The following is a 21,173-nucleotide window of genomic DNA, read 5'->3' as shown; positions in this document are numbered from 1 at the left end:
CCCTATTTCATACAAGGATTGATATAATGAGTGAAAACTTTTATGAGGAGCGGACCTAATGATTCGATTACACTGCCTTCACGCACATCCATCTAATATTTCTTACATTGACGACGCTTTCTATGACACAGGATTTGATCTGCATCACATCGTCGATTCATCATTTATGGAACGAGCCAAACAAGATCCCGCATTTGATCTTGAGCAGCAGCAAACCTATGCGATCAACAGACTCATGCAAGAAGGAGAGGCTGATCTTGTTTTATTAACGTGTACACAATACATTGCGGCTTTGGGGGAGCAGCAGCACCTGTTCAAACAACCAATTGTTCCGATAGATGAGCCGTTATTTGAGCAGATTTGTGAGCGAGAGGGTCCGCTTCAGCTGGTGTTTTCAAACCCAGATACAGTAGAAGGAACGATGAAGCGACTGTCTTCATATGTAAAAGAGCGGGGAAAGCAGTTGAAGGCAGAAGTGGTTGTGCTAGAGGATGTCTTTCATCTTTGCTTGAACGGTGATATACAAGCCTACCATGAGCGAATCATGGAACAGTTAAGGCAATCTGTGAAGCAGCAGCATGGAGATATTTGTGTGATGCAGCTCTCGATGGTTCACGCTGCAAAGCAGGTGGAGCAGGAAACAGGAGTGTCCATCATTCATCCGCTATCACCACTCAAACCATTTGTTTATCAAAAAATAACGACTTTAAAAGAGTGAACCCGTCAGGTTCGCTCTTTTTGTATAGAAACGTAAATGGGATGACATGTTAAAAAAATAATGGAGCGCAAACTATTTTTAACAGGTGCGCGTCTATCCAATGTAAGAAATAACAGATGCGCATTTAAGATAAAGGAGCTCTTTGTAAAATGAAGAAACGAAAGATTGATGATCAATTTGCGGATTACGTAATGGAGCATAAACACAGTTTTTATCGATTGTCCTATAGCTATGTCAAAAACCCAGAAGATGCGATGGATGTCGTTCAAGAGGCGATTCATAAAGCACTCAAATCTGTTCACCGATTAGAGGATGCGACCAAGATGCATAGCTGGTTTTATAAAATCGTCGTAAACGCTGCCCTCGACTTTTTACGAAAGAAGAAGCGTGTGCAAGTGACAGACGATGACACGCTGGAATTTTTATCACAGGGTGAATCGGATGTCTATGAGGATCAAGATGTCAGACGGGCGATAGAAGATTTGCCGGAGATGTATCGGGTCATCATTATATTAAGATTCTTTGAGGATTTAAAGCTAGAGGACATTGCTCATATTCTTGGAGAAAATGAAAACACCATTAAAACAAGATTATATAAGGCGTTGCGGCTTTTAAAAGTAGAATTATCACAGGAGGAAATATAAATGGATAAGTATTTGGAACATTTAAAAGATGAATATTTAGAAATCCCTATACCACCGGAATATGATGCGATGATTGAACGAACGTTAAAAAGAAAAAACAAAAAACCTCATTTTCAGCAATGGACCATCGGACTTGTTGCAGCGGCTGCTCTTTTTGTCACAACTGTTAATGTTAGTCCACAGGCAGCAAGAGCGATTTCAGAAGTACCTATCATTGGCGAGCTGGTGAAAGTCGTGACGTTCACAGAATTTAAAAAGAGCGATCAGGGAACAAATATTGATCTCAAAACACCACACGTTTCAGGGCTTGGGGACGGAAAATTACAAGACAACCTGAATCAAAAATATTTAGCTGAAAACAAAAAGCTGTATCAAGATTTTGAAAAGGAAACAAAGGGTTATAAAAATGGTCATTTGAGTGTAGAGAGCGGATATGAAGTAAGAACAAATAATGATCAAATTCTTTCACTAGGTCGATACAAGGTGACGACTCAGGCTTCTGCGGCAGAGGAAATGACATATGATACGGTGGATAAGAAAAACCATGTACTCATTACATTACCAAGTCTGTTTAAAGATGACCGTTATATTGATGTGATTAGTGAAAATATTAAAGAACAAATGAAGAAACAGATGAAAGAGGATTCAAATAAGATTTACTGGATGACGAAGCAAGATACGGTTGATCCGTTTAAGAAGATTCAGCCAGATCAAAGTTTCTATATCAATTCAAAAGGCAAACTGGTGATTTCCTTCAACGAATATGATGTGGCGCCTGGTTACATGGGTGTAGTTGAATTCACGATTCCAACAAGCGTGCTAAAGGATATTCTCGTCAGCGATATGTACATTCATTAAAAGAAGAAAAAAGACTGCTGAAGGTGTCAGCAGTCTTTTTGAGTTTATGAAGAAAGTGCGTCTGTTAGTGCAGGCACGACTTGTTTCTTTCTTGATACAACACCTTTGAGTAAAGCAGTGTTGTTTTCAAGTGTGACATTAAATGCTTTTTCTACTTTTGCTGCTTCAGTACCAAGGGCAAGCGCAAGAGAGTCATTTTCTAGAATGTCTGTGATCACTAAAACAAATAGATCAAGACCTTTCGCTGCGATGACTTCATTGATTTTTGCTTCGATGTCAGCTTGTCTTGCTGTTACTTCAGCGATATCAACTGTATTAACTTGTGCAATTTCGACTTTGCTGTTTCCTAGTGCAAATTCTTTTGCATCCAGTGTGATTAATTCTTGAACTGTTTTTTGGCTTAGATCAGCTCCTGCTTTCAGCATATCTAAACCATATACTTCAGGGTCTACTCCTGCGATTTTTGCCAGCTCATGCGCAGCATCAACATCCTGCTGTGTGCATGTTGGGGATTTGAATAGCAAGGAATCAGAAATGATCGCAGACAAAAGCAAACCAGCGATTTCTTTTTCAATTGTGACTTGGTGCTCTTTGTACATTTTGTTTAAGATCGTTGCTGTGCAGCCAACTGGCTCAGCACGATAGTAAAGAGGTTCACTTGTTTCAAAGTTGGCAATACGGTGATGGTCAATGACCTCTGTCACTTGTACTTGATCAATATCGCTTACACTTTGTTGGAATTCGTTATGATCGACAAGAATGACTTGTTTTGTTTCGTTTGCAGCCGTTTCAATGAAACGAGGTGCTTCTTGTTTAAAGAAATCTAATGCGTATTGTGTTTCTCCATTGATTTCTCCAAGTCTGACAGCTTCTGCTTGAACGCCAATTTTGTTTTTCAGATCAGCGTAAGCGATAGCAGAGCAAATCGTGTCTGTGTCAGGGTTTTTGTGTCCGAATACGAGTGTTTTTCCCATGTGAATTCTCCTTCTTACTTTTATTGATGATGTTTCTATTCTAACAGCTTTTGACCTTGAATTCAGGGTTTATAGCTAAGAATAATCTAAAAAATTGTAACATGCTGTCTGAAAAGTTGCATGTACAAGACGATCTAAGTTGTTCCACGTGAAACGTTCTTGGAATAGCCTGCATTTTACTTGCGATTTACGGCTATGGTAAAATAAAGGTTGGGTCAAGATATGACGGAGCGTACATCGTACGAATACATAGAAGTACACATTGAGCAAGATATAGAAAAATGATTGGATTGAGGTGAAGGTGTGAAACAAACAAAAGCGTTAGTAGAAGGCGCTATCATGATCAGTATTTTTGCGGTCATGACGCTGTTTTATTTGTATGTGCCACTTTTAGCCATTATTTTCTTCATGGCTGCTCCGATTCCGATCATTCTCTATACAATCAGGCATGGCTTGAAAAAAGGAATTGCGGCTGGCGCTATTGGCATAGTGATCAGCTTTTTAATTGGGTCTATTAATGGGCTGTTAAGTGCGCCAATGCTGATTGCTGTTGGAGTAGGTATGGGTGTTTTCTACAGCAGGAGGCAGCCAGGTCAGGCTATTATTACGGGTGCGCTGATCTACTTATTCAGTTTTCTCATTTACTTTGTTGTCAGTGTCCAGCTGTTTCAAGTAGATATACTGGGTGTCGCAAAGGAATCAATTGACCAAATCATGCCGATGGTAGAGAGTACCTTAAAACAATCTGGCGCTTCTGATCAGGAGATAGCAAAACAACTCAAGCAGTTTAGAGAGATGAAGGATACGGCATTAAATTCTTTACCTGTAGCGCTTTTGATTTTTGTCACGCTCATGTCTTTCGTCAATCATTGGTTTGTGCGGCCGTTGATTAAACGGTTTGTTCCAGACATGCCAGCTCTTAAGAAATTTAAGGATATGCGACTGCCAAAAAGCATGGTATGGTATTATTTACTCACACTGCTTTTGATGCTGATTCAGCCGGAGAAAGGCAGCTTTTTATCGCTCGTGCAAACGAGTGCTTTTCAAATTTTATTTATACTGGTGCTTATTCAGGGCTTTTCTTTTATCTTCTATTATTGCCACGAAAAAAACATCTCAAAAGTGGTACCCATTTTTGCCGTCGTATTGACGATTCTCTTTCCGCCAATCGGTGTGATTGTGCGTATTATAGGGATTGCTGACATAGGCTTTGATTTAAGAGAAAAAGTAAAAACAAATAATTCACTCTGAATGTTGAGGAGTTGATATCAGTGCCAAGCTTCTATCGAAAACCTGTCATCAAGTATCCGATCTTCGCGTTAATTGTTCTTGCGGTGATCACAGTCCTCCTCAACCTTTATTTTAATTGGATCATAGGAGCGGTTGGTCTTTTAGTCCTTGCGGGTGTGCTCTACTTTTTAAAGTGGGCAGATACGCAGGTGCAAAAAGAGATTGATTCATATATTTCAACATTATCCTATCGAGTCAAAAAGGTTGGAGAAGAAGCATTAATGGAGATGCCAATTGGTATTATGCTGTTTAATGACCAGTATTATATCGAATGGACCAATCCATTTCTCGCTTCGTGCTTCCATGAAAGCACACTTGTCGGCAGATCCTTGTATGATACATTTGAATCCATTGTGCCTCTTATTAAACAAGAGGTTGAGACAGAAAATGTGACGCTGAATGACCGGAAATTCAAAGTCATTATTAAACGGTCAGAGCGCCTTTTATATTTCTTTGATGTCACGGAACAAGTGCAGATTGAAAGACAGTATGAAAATGAACGAACGGTGTTATCTTATATCTTTTTAGACAATTATGATGATGTCACACAAGGTCTCGATGATCAGGTGCGCAGCGCGATTAATAGTGAAGTCACATCGCTGTTAAACAATTGGGCACAAGAATATGGCATTTTCCTAAAAAGAATTTCATCTGAACGATTTATGGCGGTATTAAACGAGAGCATCTTAGCAGAGCTTGAAGCGTCGAAGTTTTCCATTTTAGACGAGGTTCGTGAGAAAACAGGGGCACATAGCGCCACGCTTACCCTTAGTATTGGAATCGGTGCGTCTGTTCCTTCTTTAAAAGAACTTGGCGCACTTGCGCAGTCGAGTCTTGACCTTGCCCTCGGACGGGGCGGAGATCAGGTAGCGATTAAACAGCCGAATGGGAAAGTGAAATTCTACGGTGGGAAAACCAATCCAATGGAAAAACGGACACGAGTACGCGCACGGGTCATTTCACATGCTTTAAAAGAAATTGTATCTGAAAGCGGTAATGTCATGATCATGGGGCATAAGTTCCCCGACATGGATTCTATCGGTGCCTCGATCGGGATTTTAAAGGTTGCTCAGGCGAATGGAAAAGAAGGTTACATCGTCATTGATGCCAACCAGATTGGGGATAGCGTTCAACGCTTAATTAGTGAAATTAAAAATTATGAAGAACTTTGGTCCCGTTTTATCACGCCTGAGGAAGCGATGGAGCTTGCAAAGGATGACACATTGCTTGTGGTCGTAGATACACATAAACCGTCGCTTGTGATGGAAGAACGACTGCTAAATAAGATCGAAAACGTCGTTGTCATTGACCACCATAGACGTGGTGAGGAATTTATCCGTGATCCTTTACTTGTCTATATGGAGCCGTATGCTTCATCTACAGCAGAACTTGTGACAGAGCTGTTAGAGTATCAGCCGAAGAAATTGCGGATTAACATGATTGAAGCCACAGCACTTCTTGCTGGGATCATCGTGGATACGAAGAGTTTCTCCCTCAGAACGGGGTCAAGAACGTTCGATGCAGCATCCTACCTTCGTGCAAAAGGGGCAGATCCTGTCCTTGTGCAAAAGTTTTTGAAAGAGACAGTCGATCATTACATCAAACGGGCAAAGCTCATTCAGCATACAGAGCTGTATCAAAATCAGGTAGCGATTGCTTCCTTGCCGTCTGACAGGTCTGAGTATTATGATCAAATTACGATCGCACAGACGGCTGATTCTCTCTTGTCGATGAGTGAGGTTGAAGCATCATTTGCTGTCGCAAGGCGAGATGACGATACGGTCTGTATTAGTGCAAGATCGTTAGGGGATATCAACGTTCAAATCATTATGGAAGCATTAGATGGCGGCGGTCATTTAACTAACGCTGCGACCCAGATTTATGGTATAACCATTGAAGAAGCGGTAGAGAAGTTAAAAGCTGCCATAGACGAATATTTCGAAGGAGGGGTTCAAAGATGAAAGTCATCTTTCTAAAAGACGTAAAAGGCAAAGGGAAAAAAGGCGAAGTCAAAAATGTAGCTGACGGATACGCTCACAACTTTCTCATCAAACAAGGGTTAGCTGTTGAAGCAACTCCAACGAACCTAAGTGCATTGGAAGGGCAGAAAAACAAAGAGAAAAAGAATGCCATCCAAGAGCTTGAGCAAGCGAAACAATTAAAAGAAACACTTGAGGCGCTGACAGTGGAACTCACTGCTAAATCAGGTGAAGGCGGTCGTCTATTTGGTTCGATTACAAGCAAACAGATCGCTGATAAATTGCAAAAAGAACATCAAATCAAACTCGATAAGCGTAAAATCGAGTTGAATGATGCCATTCGTGCGTTAGGATACACAAATGTACCGGTGAAGCTTCACCCAGAAGTACAAGCAACATTAAAGGTGCACGTCACAGAACAAGCATAAACAGAAAAGAACCCGTCTCCTCGTGAGACGGGTTCTTTGTTTATGATGGATCTGAAATATAGACGCTTCGTCCAGCACGCATACCGGATAAAAACATGAAAAATAGAACGATGATAAAGATGATAATAGATGGCGTCCATGTATGTGTCACATCAAAAAGGATACCGATCATGAATGGACCAACAGCGGCTAATAAATAACCGAGTGACTGCGCCATTCCAGAAAGGGCAGCTGCTTGTTCCATATTGGTTGTTCGTAATCCGATAAATGTGAGGGCAAGACTGATACTGGCCCCTTGTCCGACGCCGATGAATAGCACAGAGATGACAAGAATAGGCGTCGACCCTCCGAGGAGGATACCAATCATGCCGAGTAAATACACAAGGACAAGGCCGACGACAAGCGGTCTTTGCGTTTTTAATTTTTCTGCAAAAACGGGCGTTAAGAAGGTCGATGGCAGACCAGTGAACTGCATAATGGATAGCATCCATCCCGCTGTCGCTAGGTTCATGCCATGTGATGTCAAAATATCAGGAAACCATGCGATACTGCTGTAGAAAAGGAATGATTGCAAGCCCATAAAAAAGGTCACCTGCCATGCGACACGTGAACGCCATATTGGCTGCTCTTTGAGCGAAATGCTTTTGACAGCCGCTGTGTTCTGATGAAGAAGCTGCGGCGCCCACACCATCATCGCAAGAAGGGCAAGTCCGGCCCAGACAAGGAATGATGTATTCCAGCCGCCAGGCATTGCATGACTGAGCGGAACGCTGACACCAGATGCAAGTGCAGCAAAAACGGACATCGATGTCGTATACACGCTTGTCATTAATCCAGCATGTGCAGGGAATTTATGTTTCACAAGTCCAGGTAAAAGCACATTACAAATCGCAATCCCGACGCCGACTAGCGCCGTTCCTATCATTAAAAAGGTGATGCTGCCAAATGAACGAATGACAATCCCAAAGAGCAGGACAGCAAGCCCAAGCCAAAGTGTTCGTTCATTCCCAAGACGTTTTCCGATTTTAGGTGCAATGGGAGATAGCAATGCGAATGAGAGCAGTGGTAATGTCGTGAGGAAACCAGCAAGTCCATTTGAAAGCTGTAAATCAGAACGAATGGCACCGATCACAGGACCAACAGACGTAATGGCTGGCCTCAGGTTAAAGGCAATGAGTAAAATCCCAGCAATCAGCAAAATGGTTTGCCCTGTACTGCGGGGATGAAATGTTGATTTTTCTAGTTGTTGTTCCATGAATGTAAACTCCTTTATTTCTTTAAGAACGATCTTTCTTCTGTTCAAGCTCCGCTAATTTAGCTAATAAGATGTGCTGCGGCATATGCATGATTTGCTCTAACGGTACATTGAGTGATGCAGCAAGCTTTTGTGCGGTATCGGCTGAGATTTGTAAAGGTCTCATGCGCAAATCCCTCCTCTTTCAATCTATACGTTCCAATATACCATATCGACTTTGTGACTTGCTGATAAAAAATTTGGGTTTTCTTTTATAAAACCACTTGATGGCCGATAAGAAATTTTTTTGAAATTGTTTCAGATGGTGGCCCTCTCCTTGTTCAAGGTGAAAGTGAAGCTTTCGTTCCTGCATCCCTTTCTGTAATAAAAGATCATGGAGTTGTTTGTTGAATAAAGGCATGTGCTGTTGGACAGATGTTTTGCCTTTCCCTTCTTCACTGCCTACAGACAAATAGACAAGGTGGTCCACAGACTGAATGCTTTGTTGTTTAGCAAACGGTAGAAAATCTTGATACCAAAATGACCCAGAGATAGATGCGATGTTTTTAAAAAGAGCAGGGTACATGAATAAGGTATAAATAGCAAAGAGTCCACCTAATGAAGCACCTACGTGGCTATGTTCATGACCGGTCTGTTTGACTGGGTATTCTCTTTTGATATATGGAAGCAAGTCATTTGCTAAAAATGACACATATGTCTGTGCCTCACCTTTAAAGTCAGGGAATCCAGAATGCAGTGATGATGCCTTCCAAGGTGTATATTCGTCAAGTCGATTGAAGGGGTGTATACCGACGATGATGATTGGCGAGATGGTTTTGGCTTCAATCATGCTTTCGATCTCTAGCAGGTGGGTTCTAAACAAAGAAGAGCCATCTTGTACAAAGACAGCTGGAACATCAATAGAGGTGTCTCGTGGAAGGTAAATATCAAGCTGCCGCCCGTTCAATTCGTCATATAGAAACGTTCCGTTCATGTATATTCTCTCCTTCAAGTTTTCAAGCTTCGCTGAAAAGAAGAACAAAGGGCTAAAATGTTTAGCCCTTTGTCAAGATGCGCATCTTTTTAGTTGGTTTGATCTAGCCATTTGACAGCCTGATCAAGGAAGGTGGTTTTGCTTAGTGCTGTTCCTCCCTGAAGCATAGGATCAACGACATTTTCATTGATGTGCCCATTTTTCACAGCTTTTAGGCTGTTCCAAATTTTATTTCCCTCTAAGTCCTTCAATGCATTTGGATTCGATGAGTTTTCCTCTTGGGAGAACTGAACAAAGATATAATCAGGATTGAGTTCACCTAGGCGTTCCAATGAAATCATTGCTTGTGCTTTGGCTTTTTTGATATCACTTGGTGCTGTAAATCCTAAGTCCCCATATAAAGTAGAGTTGAAGTATACGTCTTCAGGGTACACGTACAGGTCGCCCTGTCTAATGCGTAAAATGACAGCTGTTTTGTTGTTGCTTTTGTCTTTCAGGGTTTCTTTCGCTTGTTTGAGATCTTTCTGATAATCAGAAATGATGCTTTTCGCTTCTTCACTTTTTCCAGTCAGTTCACCGAGTAATAAAAGGTTGCTTTCCCAGTCGGAAGAGACATGTGATACTGGGATCGTCGTTTGAACTTTATCTAGTTTTTTAATTGTTGCAGGCGGGAACTTGGTTGATCCGAGTATCACGTCTGGTTTTAGTTTTAAGATTTTTTCTAGGTTCGGTTCTGTTTTTTCCCCAATGCCTTCTGTTTTTGCTGTAATGTCTTTAAATAATTCAGGGAAAGTGCCGCCGACAGTAGAAGCACCAATAGGCTCGATACCAAGTAGTTTTGCATCTTCCATCGATTCTAGGCTTCCAGCAATGACGACTCTTTTCACTGGTGTTTTGAGTTTGTACGTTTGATCTAAATATTTGATGTTTGTTTCTGCTGCTTCAGCTGACTTGCTTTTGGTTGTGTTTGAAGCCGGTTTATTTTCTGCAGCACCACAGGCTGCTGCGGTGATCGTCATGATACAAAGGATAAGCAATGCGAACCATTTTTTCATTTATTTTCTCCTTTAACTGATAATTGTTCTCAATTAAAGATTGTAGTAGTCATTCGTCCTTTTATCCATAGACAATGATCTGTCTAGTGATGGACTTTTTACGGAAAAAAAGATAAAAGGTCCTGAATGACTCGTTGATGACTGGCTGCTGTGTATTCACGCCAAGGGTCAGAAGCGAGTGGATAGACGGCTTGTTGCGTCACAGCCTTGAGATTTTGCCAAGCCTCCTGTTGCTTTAACTTTTGATAAAAAGCAATGGTTTTTGGTTCTTTATGCAACAAGAGGAAGATGGCATCGGGGTCTAACTGCTGTATAGAGTGAATGCTGATTTTTTTTTCTATTAGCTGTCCATCATTCTGAAAAGCTGGTAGAAGGCCAATGTCATGAAAAATTACTTCTGCCATAGTACGATTGACAGATAAGTAGAGCTGATCTTGAAAGATACGAAGAGGCAGGACGGTTCTTGGTGGATGATCAATAAGGCATGCCTTTTTCGCTTGAATGACGAGTTCTTCGTAATGAAGGAGCCATTCTTCTGCTTCCCTCGTTTCGTTTAAGAACAGAGCTGTTTGTCTGAATTGAGCGCGCCAATCCAATTGTGTGAATGGAACAAAGTGAACAGGACAGATGGTTTTCAACACTTGTTTTTCTTCCTCTGTCACATGATCATTGGCAATGATCAGCTCAGGTTGTGCTTCCTTCAATTGCTGTAAATTGGCTTCAGCGTGCTCGTAGATACGATGTGCACTCAGATGAATCGGAATTTCTTCTGCATAATGCTCAAAATCATGTGCTGTCCATTTAGGGTGAAGAGGGGCAGCATATGGGATGATATGAATGGGTGTGAGCTGCCCGAGTATGGAATGACCATAAGCAGCCATTTTCCGTTGACGGCTTTTCATATAAGCAGAAGGAGTGATACCCGTTTTTTTCTTAAAGATGCGGCTAAAGTAATAGGGGTCTTGATAGCCGATGGCCTGTGCAATGTCTTTGAGCTTTGCATGACCTTTTGCCATGAACTGTTTGGCTCTAGCCAGTCTTTTCTTGGTGATATAATCAGTGACACTCACATCAAAATGCTTTTTAAATAGCTCGCTGTAATGATTGGCGCTGATACCAGCCATATGAGATAGACTTGTAAGGCTGAGAGGTTCTTCGGAATGTTGATCGATATATTGTTTTGTTTTGAAAAGGGCATGTGTTGTGTCACAAATGTCTTCTTTATGCAGTGTGAAAAGCTGCAGGATGAGCTGTTGAAAAAGGGTTTGGCTTCTAAAAAAGCTAATGGATTCAGGTTTTTGCCATTTTGCTGTCATGTCGGACAGTAAAGAATGAATGTGTTCAATCGAGCTAATATCGATAAATTGCCATACATTCAGTAAAGATCGGGCTTGTTCAGTTGATACTTCTTCTATGTTTTGACCTTGCGGCGTGTACATCTGAAAGCGAAACAGGTAGAGCTCGTGTTTTTGATAAGGCTCTGTTTTCAACATAAATGTTTCCCTAGGCATCATCGTATAGAGTGTCAGATTTTTCAATCGCCATCTTTGATCATTCAATGTAAGTAAACCGCTGCCGCTTATGTTAAAGAGGAGGCAGAAAGTATCTGACAACTGCTGCTCCGTATGTGGAAGATCTGCATTATTTATTTTTTCAGTATATGTTAATCGATAAATGCATTGTTCAGCATTTACCTTTGTACATAATTGATGATTGTTTCCCATAAAACCACCTGATCTCTTATTAATTGATAAACATTCTCAATTGAATTGTATCAGAAAGAGCTGGAAAATGGTGTGTTTATTCTGTCAAAAAAGCACCCTGATGGAGATCAGGGTGCGTAGGGTATAGAGAAATACTTGCATTCGTTGTCCGTCCTGCGCCTGTGATAAGGGCAATCTTTTGAGATAGATCACTATATTTCGTGTGTTCACTAGCTTTTTTTCATGTCTGTGGTTGTTAAAGGATCATCATGATAGAGTGCAAAACGAAAAGCATAATTCATCAGCACCGGCAAAACGGACGTATGTCCTTCTTCAGGGAACTCGTGATAGGCAGTATGCAAGCCGTATGACGATAAAGGCAACATACGATTTGCTAGTGAATTGGCATGATCATTCATTTGACATGGATGATGTTTTTCTAACTCACCTACACCTACAAGCAGCCTGACATCCATAGGCACCTGACGTATATAGTTGGTGAATTGGTGTTCTTTTTCTAGAAATAATTTTTTGTTCCAGTGGATAGAAGGGCTCCCTGCAATATATGTCTGATAAGCATCAGGGTGCTCAAATAGTGTGTGTAATACAAAAAGACCGCCAAGAGAATGCCCAAACAGTGTTTGACGACTTTGGTTGATCGGAAAGCGTTGTTCGATATAGGGCTTTACCGTCATTTCTAAAAAAGAAAAGAAAGTAGAAGCGCCGCCATATGTATGGTTGGAGAAGTCCTTTCTTTTCCTCCCAATGGAAGCATCAGGGGCGGTAAGAGTGAGATCATAATGCCTAAGCGGATGATAGGATTCTTCTGTTTGATAGCCAATTCCAACAATGATTGCAGGTATGATTCCTGTTTTTTCAGGTCTTCTTGACTGTAAACGAATGGCTTCGACCATTGTGCCAAAAAGCGAATTTCCATCAAGTACGTACATGACTGGAAAACCAGCCGCTGGAGGAGTAGCATTCGGTTTAAATATAAAAAGTCTGTATGGGTGTGCTGTGATATCCAGTTGCTCCGTCCCAGGTATAAAAAAGGGGCGGCTTTCTCCGAAAAGTGAATTCTCAGTACCCATTCCTTCAGGGTGTTTCAACATATATAAAAATTCCCTTCCTCAAAATGATCCTCATATGGTGATAAAAGCAGACTTGTGAATATTGGTTGGATGAGAGTATTACTTGAAAACTTCAAATGAAAATGATTCTCAATTATCATGTGAGCACACCAAATAATAATAGTTATTAATTATAAAGTCAAATGTTCATAAAGTTATATAAATGTTAATTTTGCCCAATTCATTGGTGCGGCCTGCTCTGCTTCTATATTTTGCGTCGGCAGCCGGTCATCGAGAAGTTCTGCCATACCAAGCACCGTCCTTTCATACAAAAATACACTACTCTTCTTTTTAACATTTTCATTCATAACAAAATGAAATGGTCAGTCGGGGTTCTGCTAGAGAGCGTGTTGAAAGAGGAGGGGCTGTTTTAAAAGTGGCGAAATAACATATAACATCAAAAATGAGGCAATAAAAAAAGTAAGGGATGTGCCCTTACTTTTTGATCATATTGGTGTACATATCTGTTAACATCATTCACTTAAAATCCATCTGTGACATCATATTCGTAACGGATATCGGCTTTGACATTGCTCATAGTAGATCTCGCGGTAGCTTTTGCGTTGTACTTAAAGCTCCATTTTTGAGCGACTCTTAATTGATCATCCAGAGATATACGATAAGAACCACTTGTTGCAGAGGAGAAAAGTGATTGATACCAAATGTTACTATCACTAGCCATTAGTTTGTGTGTGACATTCCCTTGGTTGGGTGTTTGAGTGCTAGTTGTCGTAATCGATTTGACAATTGCACTTTTAGGAATAGAAGAATTGTTCGTTAAATCCATTGTAATGACAGAAGAATCAACCCCTAAAAAATTTAAAGAAGAATTCCCCAAGTTTGTAGCCGTCCCCGTAAAATTGAATGTCCCATTTCCAGATTTGATACGATCTTGAATGGAAACAGAAAAATACATGTCTCCGGTATATGTACCACGGGTTACTTTCACAAAATAAGTTTCTGAAGTTGAAGTCACGTCACCAGTATTTGCAAAAATAAAGGGTGTTACTGAATCAGGATTAATTACTTCTGTTTTCGCATCAGAATATTTTGAGTTATAAACCTCGATTTTCATCCCAGTATATTGCTTATTATACGAACTTCTGACATAAACTCTTTCACCTTTATTGATCGTAAACTGATAATACGCTTCATTTTCACCTTCAGGTAAGATTGTCGTGTCTGAACGACTATTTTTCCAATATCCCATTGAACTTGCAGTGTTAGGACTGTTATTCCCGGTAATTGCTGCTTCCGCTGACTTAGGTGCAAAAAAACTAGTAACAAGCGCCAATAATAATGCTGGTAATAATAAACGTTTAAAGATAGTATTTGTCATATATTAACCCTACTTGTAATAATTACTATATCGACATTAAACTAACAAATTTTAACTGAATTGCCGATATATTTAATAATCACTATTTTCTTAAAAAAGGAGAATCAAAATGAATATTAATACGTCATATACAGCCAGTTCTTCGAACAATCTGAACCAAATAGATTCTAAAGGTCAATCAGCTATTAAAAGTACAAATGAAGTGATGACCGAATCTGATAGACGGATGAAAATATTAGATGAAAAATACGAAAAAATAAATGAACAAAACAAACGATTCAAAGATCCTCATGGTCATATATTTGATAAGTATCGAAATCCATACTCTCCTTATTTCAGAAGTGACCTAACCAAACCAGAAAGAGATGCTGCTTACTCTATGGAAATTGGTTGGGCTAACCATGGGAGAGGAGGGTATTATAATTTTAATGATGCCGCCTTCCGTAATGAAAATCGGTACGACCCTACCCAAGAAAGTGTAGAAAAGAAACTATTGAATCGTCAAAAGGTGAACGAACAACTGCAAGCTTTGTTTTCTACCAATGGTTTGAACATTCCTAAAAACGCCAATTTAACTTTTACCATTGACCCAAATCATTTCAAATTAGTGGTGAGTGGATCAACTGATGAATCACTGATCAAACAAATAGAAGACATATTAAATACAAGCAACAATACAAGAGAACTATTTTTCCATATTATGAAAAGTAGAAATGATGATTCGACTCAATTCACGCCGGATTCACTTGCAAAGTTCCACCTTGTCAATCAAATTAAAACGGTGACAGGCTACAATTTAAAAGATTTAAGCATTGTAAACGGTCAATTTGTAACGGATACCGGAGCGAACATTTTTGATATCTACAAAGAAGAACTTCTGAAAAACCCATACACAGCAGAAAATGCCCGCATTGCTGCATCACATTATGGTGCACAGCTCTTTGACTTAGCGAAGAACGGGTATGATTCTATTCCCGATTTGGTGTTATCTATTAGTTATCAAAATGGCTCCTTACAAGACATTGGGCAACAGGTGAATTATGGAGTTAAGAAAACGATAGATTAAAAAACGCACCTGATATTTGCAAGGTTTGATCATGTGCGTGTTCATGCCATGTTGGAGTATCGATCACATGTGTGAACAACAGCTACAAATTCCATTAGCGATACAAAGGACTCTATAACAATTTATGTTACAGAGTCTTTTCTATTTGAAGTGTGTTGTTTCGCTGTTCAACAAAACATCGACATGGTAATTTTGACTATAGTTGATGTTTTTCACTTTTTTATTGATGAAAATGTTAAAATGATGAGTAGCGTATTTTTTTATGAAAGGACGGTGCTTGGCATGACGGAACTTCTCGATGACCGGCTGCCGCCGCAAAATATAGAAGCCGAGCAGGCCGTATTAGGTGCTGTTTTTTTAGAACCATCTGCGCTAACGCTCGCTTCTGAAGTATTAATTCCAGAGGATTTCTATAGAATGTCGCATCAAAAGATTTACAATGCGATGCTTGTACTTGGTGATAGAGGGGAACCGGTTGACCTTGTCACGGTGACATCAGAACTTGCCAATACAGACTTACTAGAAGAGGTAGGCGGGATTTCGTATTTAACCGATATTGCGAACTCTGTCCCAACTGCCGCAAACATTGAATATTATGCAAAAATCGTGGAAGAAAAATCCATTTTAAGACGTCTGATCCGTACAGCGACAACCATTGCACAAGATGGATATACGCGTGAGGATGAAGTAGAAGATCTATTGAGTGATGCTGAAAAAACCATTATGGAAGTGGCTCAGCGTAAAAACTCAGGAGCTTTCCAAAACATTAAAGACGTTCTTGTTCAGACATATGATAATATTGAACAGCTTCATAATCGAAAAGGTGATATCACTGGGATTCCAACGGGTTTCTCAGAGCTTGACCGGATGACAGCTGGCTTCCAGCGAAATGACTTGATTATTGTAGCGGCTCGTCCGTCCGTAGGGAAAACAGCCTTCGCGTTAAATATTGCACAAAACGTTGCGACCAAGACAGATGAAAGTGTCGCCATCTTTAGTTTAGAGATGGGCGCTGAGCAGCTGGTCATGCGTATGCTTTGTGCCGAGGGAAATATCAATGCACAAAACCTAAGAACCGGTAATCTCACAGAAGAGGACTGGGGTAAGCTGACAATGGCGATGGGTTCGCTATCAAACAGTGGGATTTTCATTGATGATACACCTGGTATTAGAGTAAGTGAGATTCGCTCGAAATGCCGCCGTTTGAAGCAAGAAAACGGGCTTGGTATGATCCTGATTGACTACTTACAGCTCATCCAAGGGAGTGGACGATCAAGCGATAACCGTCAGCAAGAGGTATCTGAAATTTCTAGGGCTTTAAAGTCACTAGCAAGAGAACTTGAAGTGCCGGTCATTGCCTTATCACAGCTTTCTCGTGGGGTAGAGCAGCGTCAGGACAAACGTCCGATGATGTCTGATATTCGTGAATCAGGAAGTATTGAGCAGGATGCCGATATTGTGGCGTTCCTTTATCGTGATGATTACTATGACAAAGAATCAGAGAATAAGAACATTATTGAAATTATTATTGCGAAACAGCGTAACGGTCCAGTTGGAACGGTATCACTGGCTTTCGTGAAAGAATATAACAAATTCGTCAACTTAGAGAGAAGATTTGACGATGCGGGTGTTCCGCCCGGTGCTTAAAGCCCAGCTCAAGAAGCTGGGCTTTTTTGATCCATCTACATCGAAAGAATGACTGAAAAACAGTCGAAATGAGGAGGAGTGGGAGAAAAAGAGAGCGTATACTAAAGGGAGAGAAAAGGAGTGATGACTGATGAAGTTTCAACAATTCGAAGCCGCTCAATTACGCATCGCACGTCCGACCGTCAACATGAAAGAGGTTGTTTCTTTTTATGAAGAAGGTTTAGGGCTGAAACGAATAGGCTCATTTGATCAGCATGAAGGGTATGATGGGGTCATGCTTGGGCTTCCTCACCAGCATGTTCATCTGGAAATCACCAAACATGAAGAAGACGAAAGCTTGCCTGTTCCCCACCCAGAGCAGCTGCTTGTATTCTATATTCCGGATGAAGAGGAATTTCAGCAGATGAAAAAGAGACTGATCGCATTTGGCGGACGGCATGTCACCTCTACGAACCCGTACTGGGATCGAGGAGGCGTGACGATTGAAGATCCAGATGGATATCGAGTGGTGCTCATGAATACAGAAGGAATTACACCTGATTAAGAAAGACTCCCATCTTGTGGGAGCCTTTTTTGTTAGCAACGAGGCGTGACACGGAGCTTCAGTGCTTTTAGTCCATACATACCGCTGCTTGTCATTGGGACGTAAGAGAGAAGCTCTAGTGATTCATATCGTGACTGTATGGCTTTGATGGCAGTGCAGGCTTCCAGGCGAGCAAGTGGTGCGCCTAGGCAGAAATGAATGCCGTGGCCAAAGCCAATATGGGGATTAGGGTGCCTGTGTATATCGTACTCATGTGCGTTTGGAAATTGACGCTCATCCCGGTTCGCAGAAGCAAGAAAGACAATCACACTGTCTCCCTTTTTCAAGACTTTTCCTCCAAGTTCGGTGTCTTCTGTGACATACCGGACGATGGTAGGCGCAGGGGCACGAAAACGGACAGCCTCCTCCACAGCTCGAGGAATGAGGTCAGGTGATTGAGCGAGCGCTTCATACGACCCCGGATTTTCTAACAAACTAAAGATCATATTGGAGATCAGGTTGGTGGTCGTTTCGTTGCCTGCTAACAGGAGAAGATTGCAGAAAGGAATTAATTCGTCTGCGGACAGCTTATCTCCATCTTCCTCCGCTTGGATTAAAAGCGAAATCAAATCCTCACTAAGGTTCTGCCGCTTCTCTTCAATGATGTCAGCAAAAAACGCCATCATGTCCGCTTCGCTTTGATCCCGTGTTTTTTGCCATTCAACGACATCTTTTTCATGTTCACTTTTAGGCATGCTGACGAGAATATCGGACCATTCTTTAAAGGATTGTTTATGTTCTGTTGGCACACCTAAAAGCTCTGCAATGACTATGACAGGAAGCGGATAGGAGATGTCTTGAACAAGATCAATCTCTTCCTTACCTTCTATTTGTGCAATGAGATCATCCATTAACTCTTGAATGCGTGGTTCCCACAATTTCATCACCCGGGGTGTAAAGGCTTTGCTCACAATGGAACGGATTCGTGTATGTTTTGGCGGGTCCATCATGACCATTGTTTTCATCAGTGAATGTTTCCGGTGGTCTTGAGGAGGTTGACTAGAAAAGGTATCTTTATCGATGGTGACGCGCTTTGCTTCTTCATAGGTGAAGACACTCCATGTTTGGCTGTGTTCATCAAAATGAACAGGGGATTCTTGACGCATTTTGGCGTACCAATCAAATGGGTGATACGGGTCCTGCTTATTTTTCCCTCTTAATAACGCTTTCTGAACGGCACTAGGTGTTGTTGTTTCCATGATCATCACTCCTTATGGGTTGTCAGATGATTCCTTTTTTTCACTGTGTTAGATTTAAAGGTAATTCATCAGGAGAAAGGATTCAACCAACAGAAAAGAGAAATCTGTTGAAGAAAATGGGAAGGGGAGAGCGGCTTGTGGCGGACTGCTACAGAGGGGATAAGCGCACAACTGAATCAAAGCAACAATTAAGAAAAGCGTTATTTCAGTTATTAAAGGAGAAGGAATGGGGGAAGATTTCTGTACAAGATTTGACGAACAAGGCAGGAATCCATCGCACCACCTTCTATCAGCATTATGAGGATAAGTTTGACTTAGCTCAGCAGGTCATGGATGAGATGTTTGATGTCATGAAAACCGCTATTTTTGCTCCTGTACATGAAAGTGAGTGGAAGAGCGATCATGCAGCATATGTGTATATTTATCGCTTTTATCAGCATTTGCAGGAACATGAAGAGGAGTATCAGATTCTCTTGAAAAGGGGAAGAGAGCTTAATATTCATCAGACGGCCAGTGCTTTTTTTGAAGAAAGTTTTACTTTGGGGCTAGAAGAAGTCACAGGTTCAACACCTGATCCACAACACGTTCCTCTCGAGATGCAGAAGCAATTTGTCATTTCTGCTTATGTTGGAACAGCTGAGTGGTGGCTGAGAAAAGGTAGACCATACTCACCCGACTTTATGGCAAGTTCGATGATTCAATTGATTGAAAATCACTGAACAAACGGAAATGAGAAAAACAGTAATTTTGATCGAAATCTCCTTGTTTAAGCGTAGAATGAGCAATTAAAGCGCTTTTCCTCACATGTAAAACGAACAAAATTTGATTTCAAGATATTAATGTTCGGATTTCACGTTGACTTTTTCATTGTCCATTGATAAAATAAATGTGTTTGAAAGAGATAACGTTTTGAAAGGTTAACGGAGGTGCACGATATGTCTTCAGTAGTCGTAGTAGGTACGCAGTGGGGTGACGAAGGGAAAGGGAAAATTACCGATTTCCTTTCAGAAAATGCAGAGGTGATTGCCCGTTATCAAGGGGGAAACAATGCAGGTCACACAATCAAATTTGATGGAGTGACTTACAAGCTACACCTCATTCCGTCCGGTATTTTTTACAAAGAGAAAACTTGTGTCATCGGTAATGGAATGGTGGTTGATCCTAAAGCGTTGGTCACTGAGCTTGCGTATCTTCACGAACGGAATGTGAGTACAGATAACCTCAGAATCAGCAATAGAGCCCATGTCATTCTGCCTTATCACTTAAAATTGGACGAGGTAGAAGAAGAGCGGAAAGGGGCTAACAAGATCGGTACGACGAAAAAAGGAATCGGACCAGCTTATATGGACAAAGCTGCCCGCGTCGGAATCCGTATCGCAGATTTATTAGATCGTGAAGTATTTGAAGAGAAGCTTGCCCGTAATCTAGAAGAGAAAAATCGTCTTTTAGAGAAAATGTACGACACAGAAGGCTTCAAAATTGAAGATATTTTAGATGAGTATTATGAATATGGTCAGCAAGTGAAAAAATATGTCGTGGACACATCTGTTGTATTGAACGATGCTCTAGATGAAGGCCGCCGTGTTCTTTTTGAAGGGGCACAAGGCGTTATGCTTGATATCGATCAAGGGACATATCCGTTCGTGACGTCATCTAACCCAGTGGCTGGAGGCGTGACGATTGGTTCTGGTGTAGGTCCTACGAAAATTCAACATGTGGTCGGCGTATCAAAAGCTTACACAACTCGTGTAGGTGATGGCCCATTCCCGACAGAACTCCATGATGAAATTGGCGATCAAATCCGTGAAGTTGGCCGTGAATACGGTACGACAACTGGCCGCCCGCGCCGTGTTGGTTGGTTTGACAGTGTTGTTGTCCGTCATGCGCGCCGTGTGAGCGGAATTACAGATTTATCTCTTAACTCCATCGATGTACTAACAGGGATTGAGAAATTGAAAATCTGTGTTGCTTATAAATTGAACGGAGAAATCACTGAAGAATTCCCAGCAAGTCTAAATGAATTAGCGAAATGTGAACCTGTCTACGAAGAAATGCCAGGTTGGACAGAGGATATTACAGGCGTGAAGAATTTAAGTGAACTGCCTGCAAATGCCCGTCATTACTTAGAGCGCATTTCACAATTAACAGGTATTCCACTTTCTATTTTCTCAGTCGGACCAGACCGTTCCCAAACGAACGTTGTCCGCAGCGTGTACCGTCCATCATTATAGACTGATCAGACACCAGTAAAATTACACATTTTACTGGTGTTTTTTTTGTTTAAATATTCCTTAATTTCTACGGAACTGACTTCCCGATATTACCAAAATAT

The 21,173-nt window shown here is 41.0% G+C and carries 20 protein-coding genes; 11 read left to right on the top strand and 9 right to left on the bottom strand.

Annotated elements, in window-relative coordinates:
• Positions 1-58 precede the first annotated feature (58 nt).
• The 3 genes from ACTJKA_RS15610 (at position 59) to ACTJKA_RS15600 (ending at position 2,220) form a co-directional block, all read left to right on the top strand.
• A complete protein-coding gene (locus ACTJKA_RS15610; protein ID WP_113767275.1) occupies positions 59-718 on the top strand; it encodes a hypothetical protein in 660 nt (219 codons plus the stop codon).
• 149 nt (positions 719-867) lie between these two features.
• Entirely contained in the window at positions 868-1,362 is a 495-nt protein-coding gene (locus ACTJKA_RS15605; protein ID WP_007497431.1) for an RNA polymerase sigma factor, read from the top strand.
• A complete protein-coding gene (locus tag ACTJKA_RS15600; protein ID WP_440607837.1) occupies positions 1,363-2,220 on the top strand; it encodes a DUF3298 domain-containing protein in 858 nt (285 codons plus the stop codon).
• Between the two features lie 44 nt (positions 2,221-2,264).
• Here the strand turns inward: ACTJKA_RS15600 and ACTJKA_RS15595 are convergent, their stop codons facing one another.
• Positions 2,265-3,194, bottom strand: a complete 930-nt coding sequence (locus tag ACTJKA_RS15595) for a manganese-dependent inorganic pyrophosphatase (protein ID WP_072368165.1) — start codon at positions 3,192-3,194, stop codon at positions 2,265-2,267.
• A 303-nt stretch (positions 3,195-3,497) separates the two neighbouring features.
• Here ACTJKA_RS15595 and ACTJKA_RS15590 point away from each other — a divergent pair, with 303 nt between their 5' ends.
• Genes ACTJKA_RS15590 through rplI form a run of 3 tightly spaced genes read left to right on the top strand, consistent with a single transcriptional unit; the run spans position 3,498 to position 6,891 of the window.
• Positions 3,498-4,445, top strand: a complete 948-nt coding sequence (locus ACTJKA_RS15590; RefSeq protein ID WP_368774782.1) for a YybS family protein — start codon at positions 3,498-3,500, stop codon at positions 4,443-4,445.
• A 20-nt stretch (positions 4,446-4,465) separates the two neighbouring features.
• On the top strand, positions 4,466-6,445 hold the full coding sequence (locus ACTJKA_RS15585) for a DHH family phosphoesterase (protein ID WP_017359884.1): 1,980 nt from the start codon (positions 4,466-4,468) through the stop codon (positions 6,443-6,445).
• Positions 6,442-6,891, top strand: coding sequence for a 50S ribosomal protein L9 (gene rplI, locus ACTJKA_RS15580; RefSeq protein ID WP_007497423.1), 450 nt, complete (start codon positions 6,442-6,444; stop codon positions 6,889-6,891). Before ACTJKA_RS15585 ends, rplI begins: the two co-directional genes overlap by 4 nt.
• A 40-nt stretch (positions 6,892-6,931) precedes the next feature.
• On the opposite strand, the gene ACTJKA_RS15575 is transcribed toward rplI, so the two are convergent.
• The 7 genes from ACTJKA_RS15575 to ACTJKA_RS15545 all read right to left on the bottom strand — a co-directional run bounded on the left by ACTJKA_RS15575 (position 6,932) and on the right by ACTJKA_RS15545 (position 14,346).
• Positions 6,932-8,146 carry a CynX/NimT family MFS transporter gene (locus ACTJKA_RS15575; protein ID WP_440607836.1) on the bottom strand — a complete coding sequence of 405 codons (1,215 nt, stop codon included), beginning with the start codon at positions 8,144-8,146 and terminating at the stop codon, positions 6,932-6,934.
• A 22-nt stretch (positions 8,147-8,168) separates the two neighbouring features.
• Entirely contained in the window at positions 8,169-8,312 is a 144-nt protein-coding gene (locus tag ACTJKA_RS15570) for a YycC family protein (protein ID WP_008347524.1), read from the bottom strand.
• 18 nt (positions 8,313-8,330) lie between these two features.
• Entirely contained in the window at positions 8,331-9,119 is a 789-nt protein-coding gene (locus ACTJKA_RS15565; RefSeq protein WP_440607835.1) for an alpha/beta hydrolase, read from the bottom strand.
• An 89-nt stretch (positions 9,120-9,208) separates the two neighbouring features.
• Positions 9,209-10,174, bottom strand: a complete 966-nt coding sequence (locus tag ACTJKA_RS15560; protein ID WP_017359887.1) for an iron-hydroxamate ABC transporter substrate-binding protein — start codon at positions 10,172-10,174, stop codon at positions 9,209-9,211.
• Between the two features lie 98 nt (positions 10,175-10,272).
• Positions 10,273-11,898 carry an AraC family transcriptional regulator gene (locus ACTJKA_RS15555; protein ID WP_440607834.1) on the bottom strand — a complete coding sequence of 542 codons (1,626 nt, stop codon included), beginning with the start codon at positions 11,896-11,898 and terminating at the stop codon, positions 10,273-10,275.
• Between the two features lie 209 nt (positions 11,899-12,107).
• Positions 12,108-12,989: an alpha/beta hydrolase gene (locus ACTJKA_RS15550; protein ID WP_035390120.1), complete on the bottom strand. Its 882-nt coding sequence runs from the start codon at positions 12,987-12,989 to the stop codon at positions 12,108-12,110.
• 499 nt (positions 12,990-13,488) lie between these two features.
• Entirely contained in the window at positions 13,489-14,346 is an 858-nt protein-coding gene (locus tag ACTJKA_RS15545; protein ID WP_008347513.1) for a hypothetical protein, read from the bottom strand.
• A gap of 109 nt (positions 14,347-14,455) precedes the next feature.
• Between ACTJKA_RS15545 and ACTJKA_RS15540 the strand changes: the two genes are divergently transcribed.
• The 3 genes from ACTJKA_RS15540 to ACTJKA_RS15530 all read left to right on the top strand — a co-directional run bounded on the left by ACTJKA_RS15540 (position 14,456) and on the right by ACTJKA_RS15530 (position 17,603).
• Complete coding sequence (locus ACTJKA_RS15540; RefSeq protein ID WP_440607833.1) at positions 14,456-15,412, top strand: DUF4885 family protein; 957 nt, start codon at positions 14,456-14,458, stop codon at positions 15,410-15,412.
• Between the two features lie 282 nt (positions 15,413-15,694).
• The gene (gene dnaB / locus ACTJKA_RS15535) at positions 15,695-17,059 is read left to right on the top strand and encodes a replicative DNA helicase (protein ID WP_003214779.1); all 1,365 of its coding nucleotides are present in this window, start codon (positions 15,695-15,697) and stop codon (positions 17,057-17,059) included.
• A 130-nt stretch (positions 17,060-17,189) separates the two neighbouring features.
• Positions 17,190-17,603: a VOC family protein gene (locus tag ACTJKA_RS15530; RefSeq protein ID WP_017359894.1), complete on the top strand. Its 414-nt coding sequence runs from the start codon at positions 17,190-17,192 to the stop codon at positions 17,601-17,603.
• 32 nt (positions 17,604-17,635) lie between these two features.
• On the opposite strand, the gene ACTJKA_RS15525 is transcribed toward ACTJKA_RS15530, so the two are convergent.
• Positions 17,636-18,841 carry a cytochrome P450 gene (locus tag ACTJKA_RS15525; RefSeq protein WP_017368448.1) on the bottom strand — a complete coding sequence of 402 codons (1,206 nt, stop codon included), beginning with the start codon at positions 18,839-18,841 and terminating at the stop codon, positions 17,636-17,638.
• 116 nt (positions 18,842-18,957) lie between these two features.
• On the opposite strand from ACTJKA_RS15525, the gene ACTJKA_RS15520 reads away from it, so the two are divergent.
• Together ACTJKA_RS15520 and ACTJKA_RS15515 are read left to right on the top strand one after the other, a co-directional pair.
• Complete coding sequence (locus ACTJKA_RS15520; protein ID WP_282706817.1) at positions 18,958-19,560, top strand: TetR/AcrR family transcriptional regulator; 603 nt, start codon at positions 18,958-18,960, stop codon at positions 19,558-19,560.
• Positions 19,561-19,776: 216 nt separating this feature from the next.
• The gene (locus ACTJKA_RS15515) at positions 19,777-21,072 is read left to right on the top strand and encodes an adenylosuccinate synthase (protein WP_007497400.1); all 1,296 of its coding nucleotides are present in this window, start codon (positions 19,777-19,779) and stop codon (positions 21,070-21,072) included.
• Positions 21,073-21,173 lie beyond the last annotated feature (101 nt).

The organism is Bacillus sp. 22190 (assembly GCF_052045575.1).
GTDB lineage: Bacteria > Bacillota > Bacilli > Bacillales > Bacillaceae > Bacillus > Bacillus altitudinis.
This window is presented reverse-complemented; position numbering and strand designations above follow the sequence as displayed.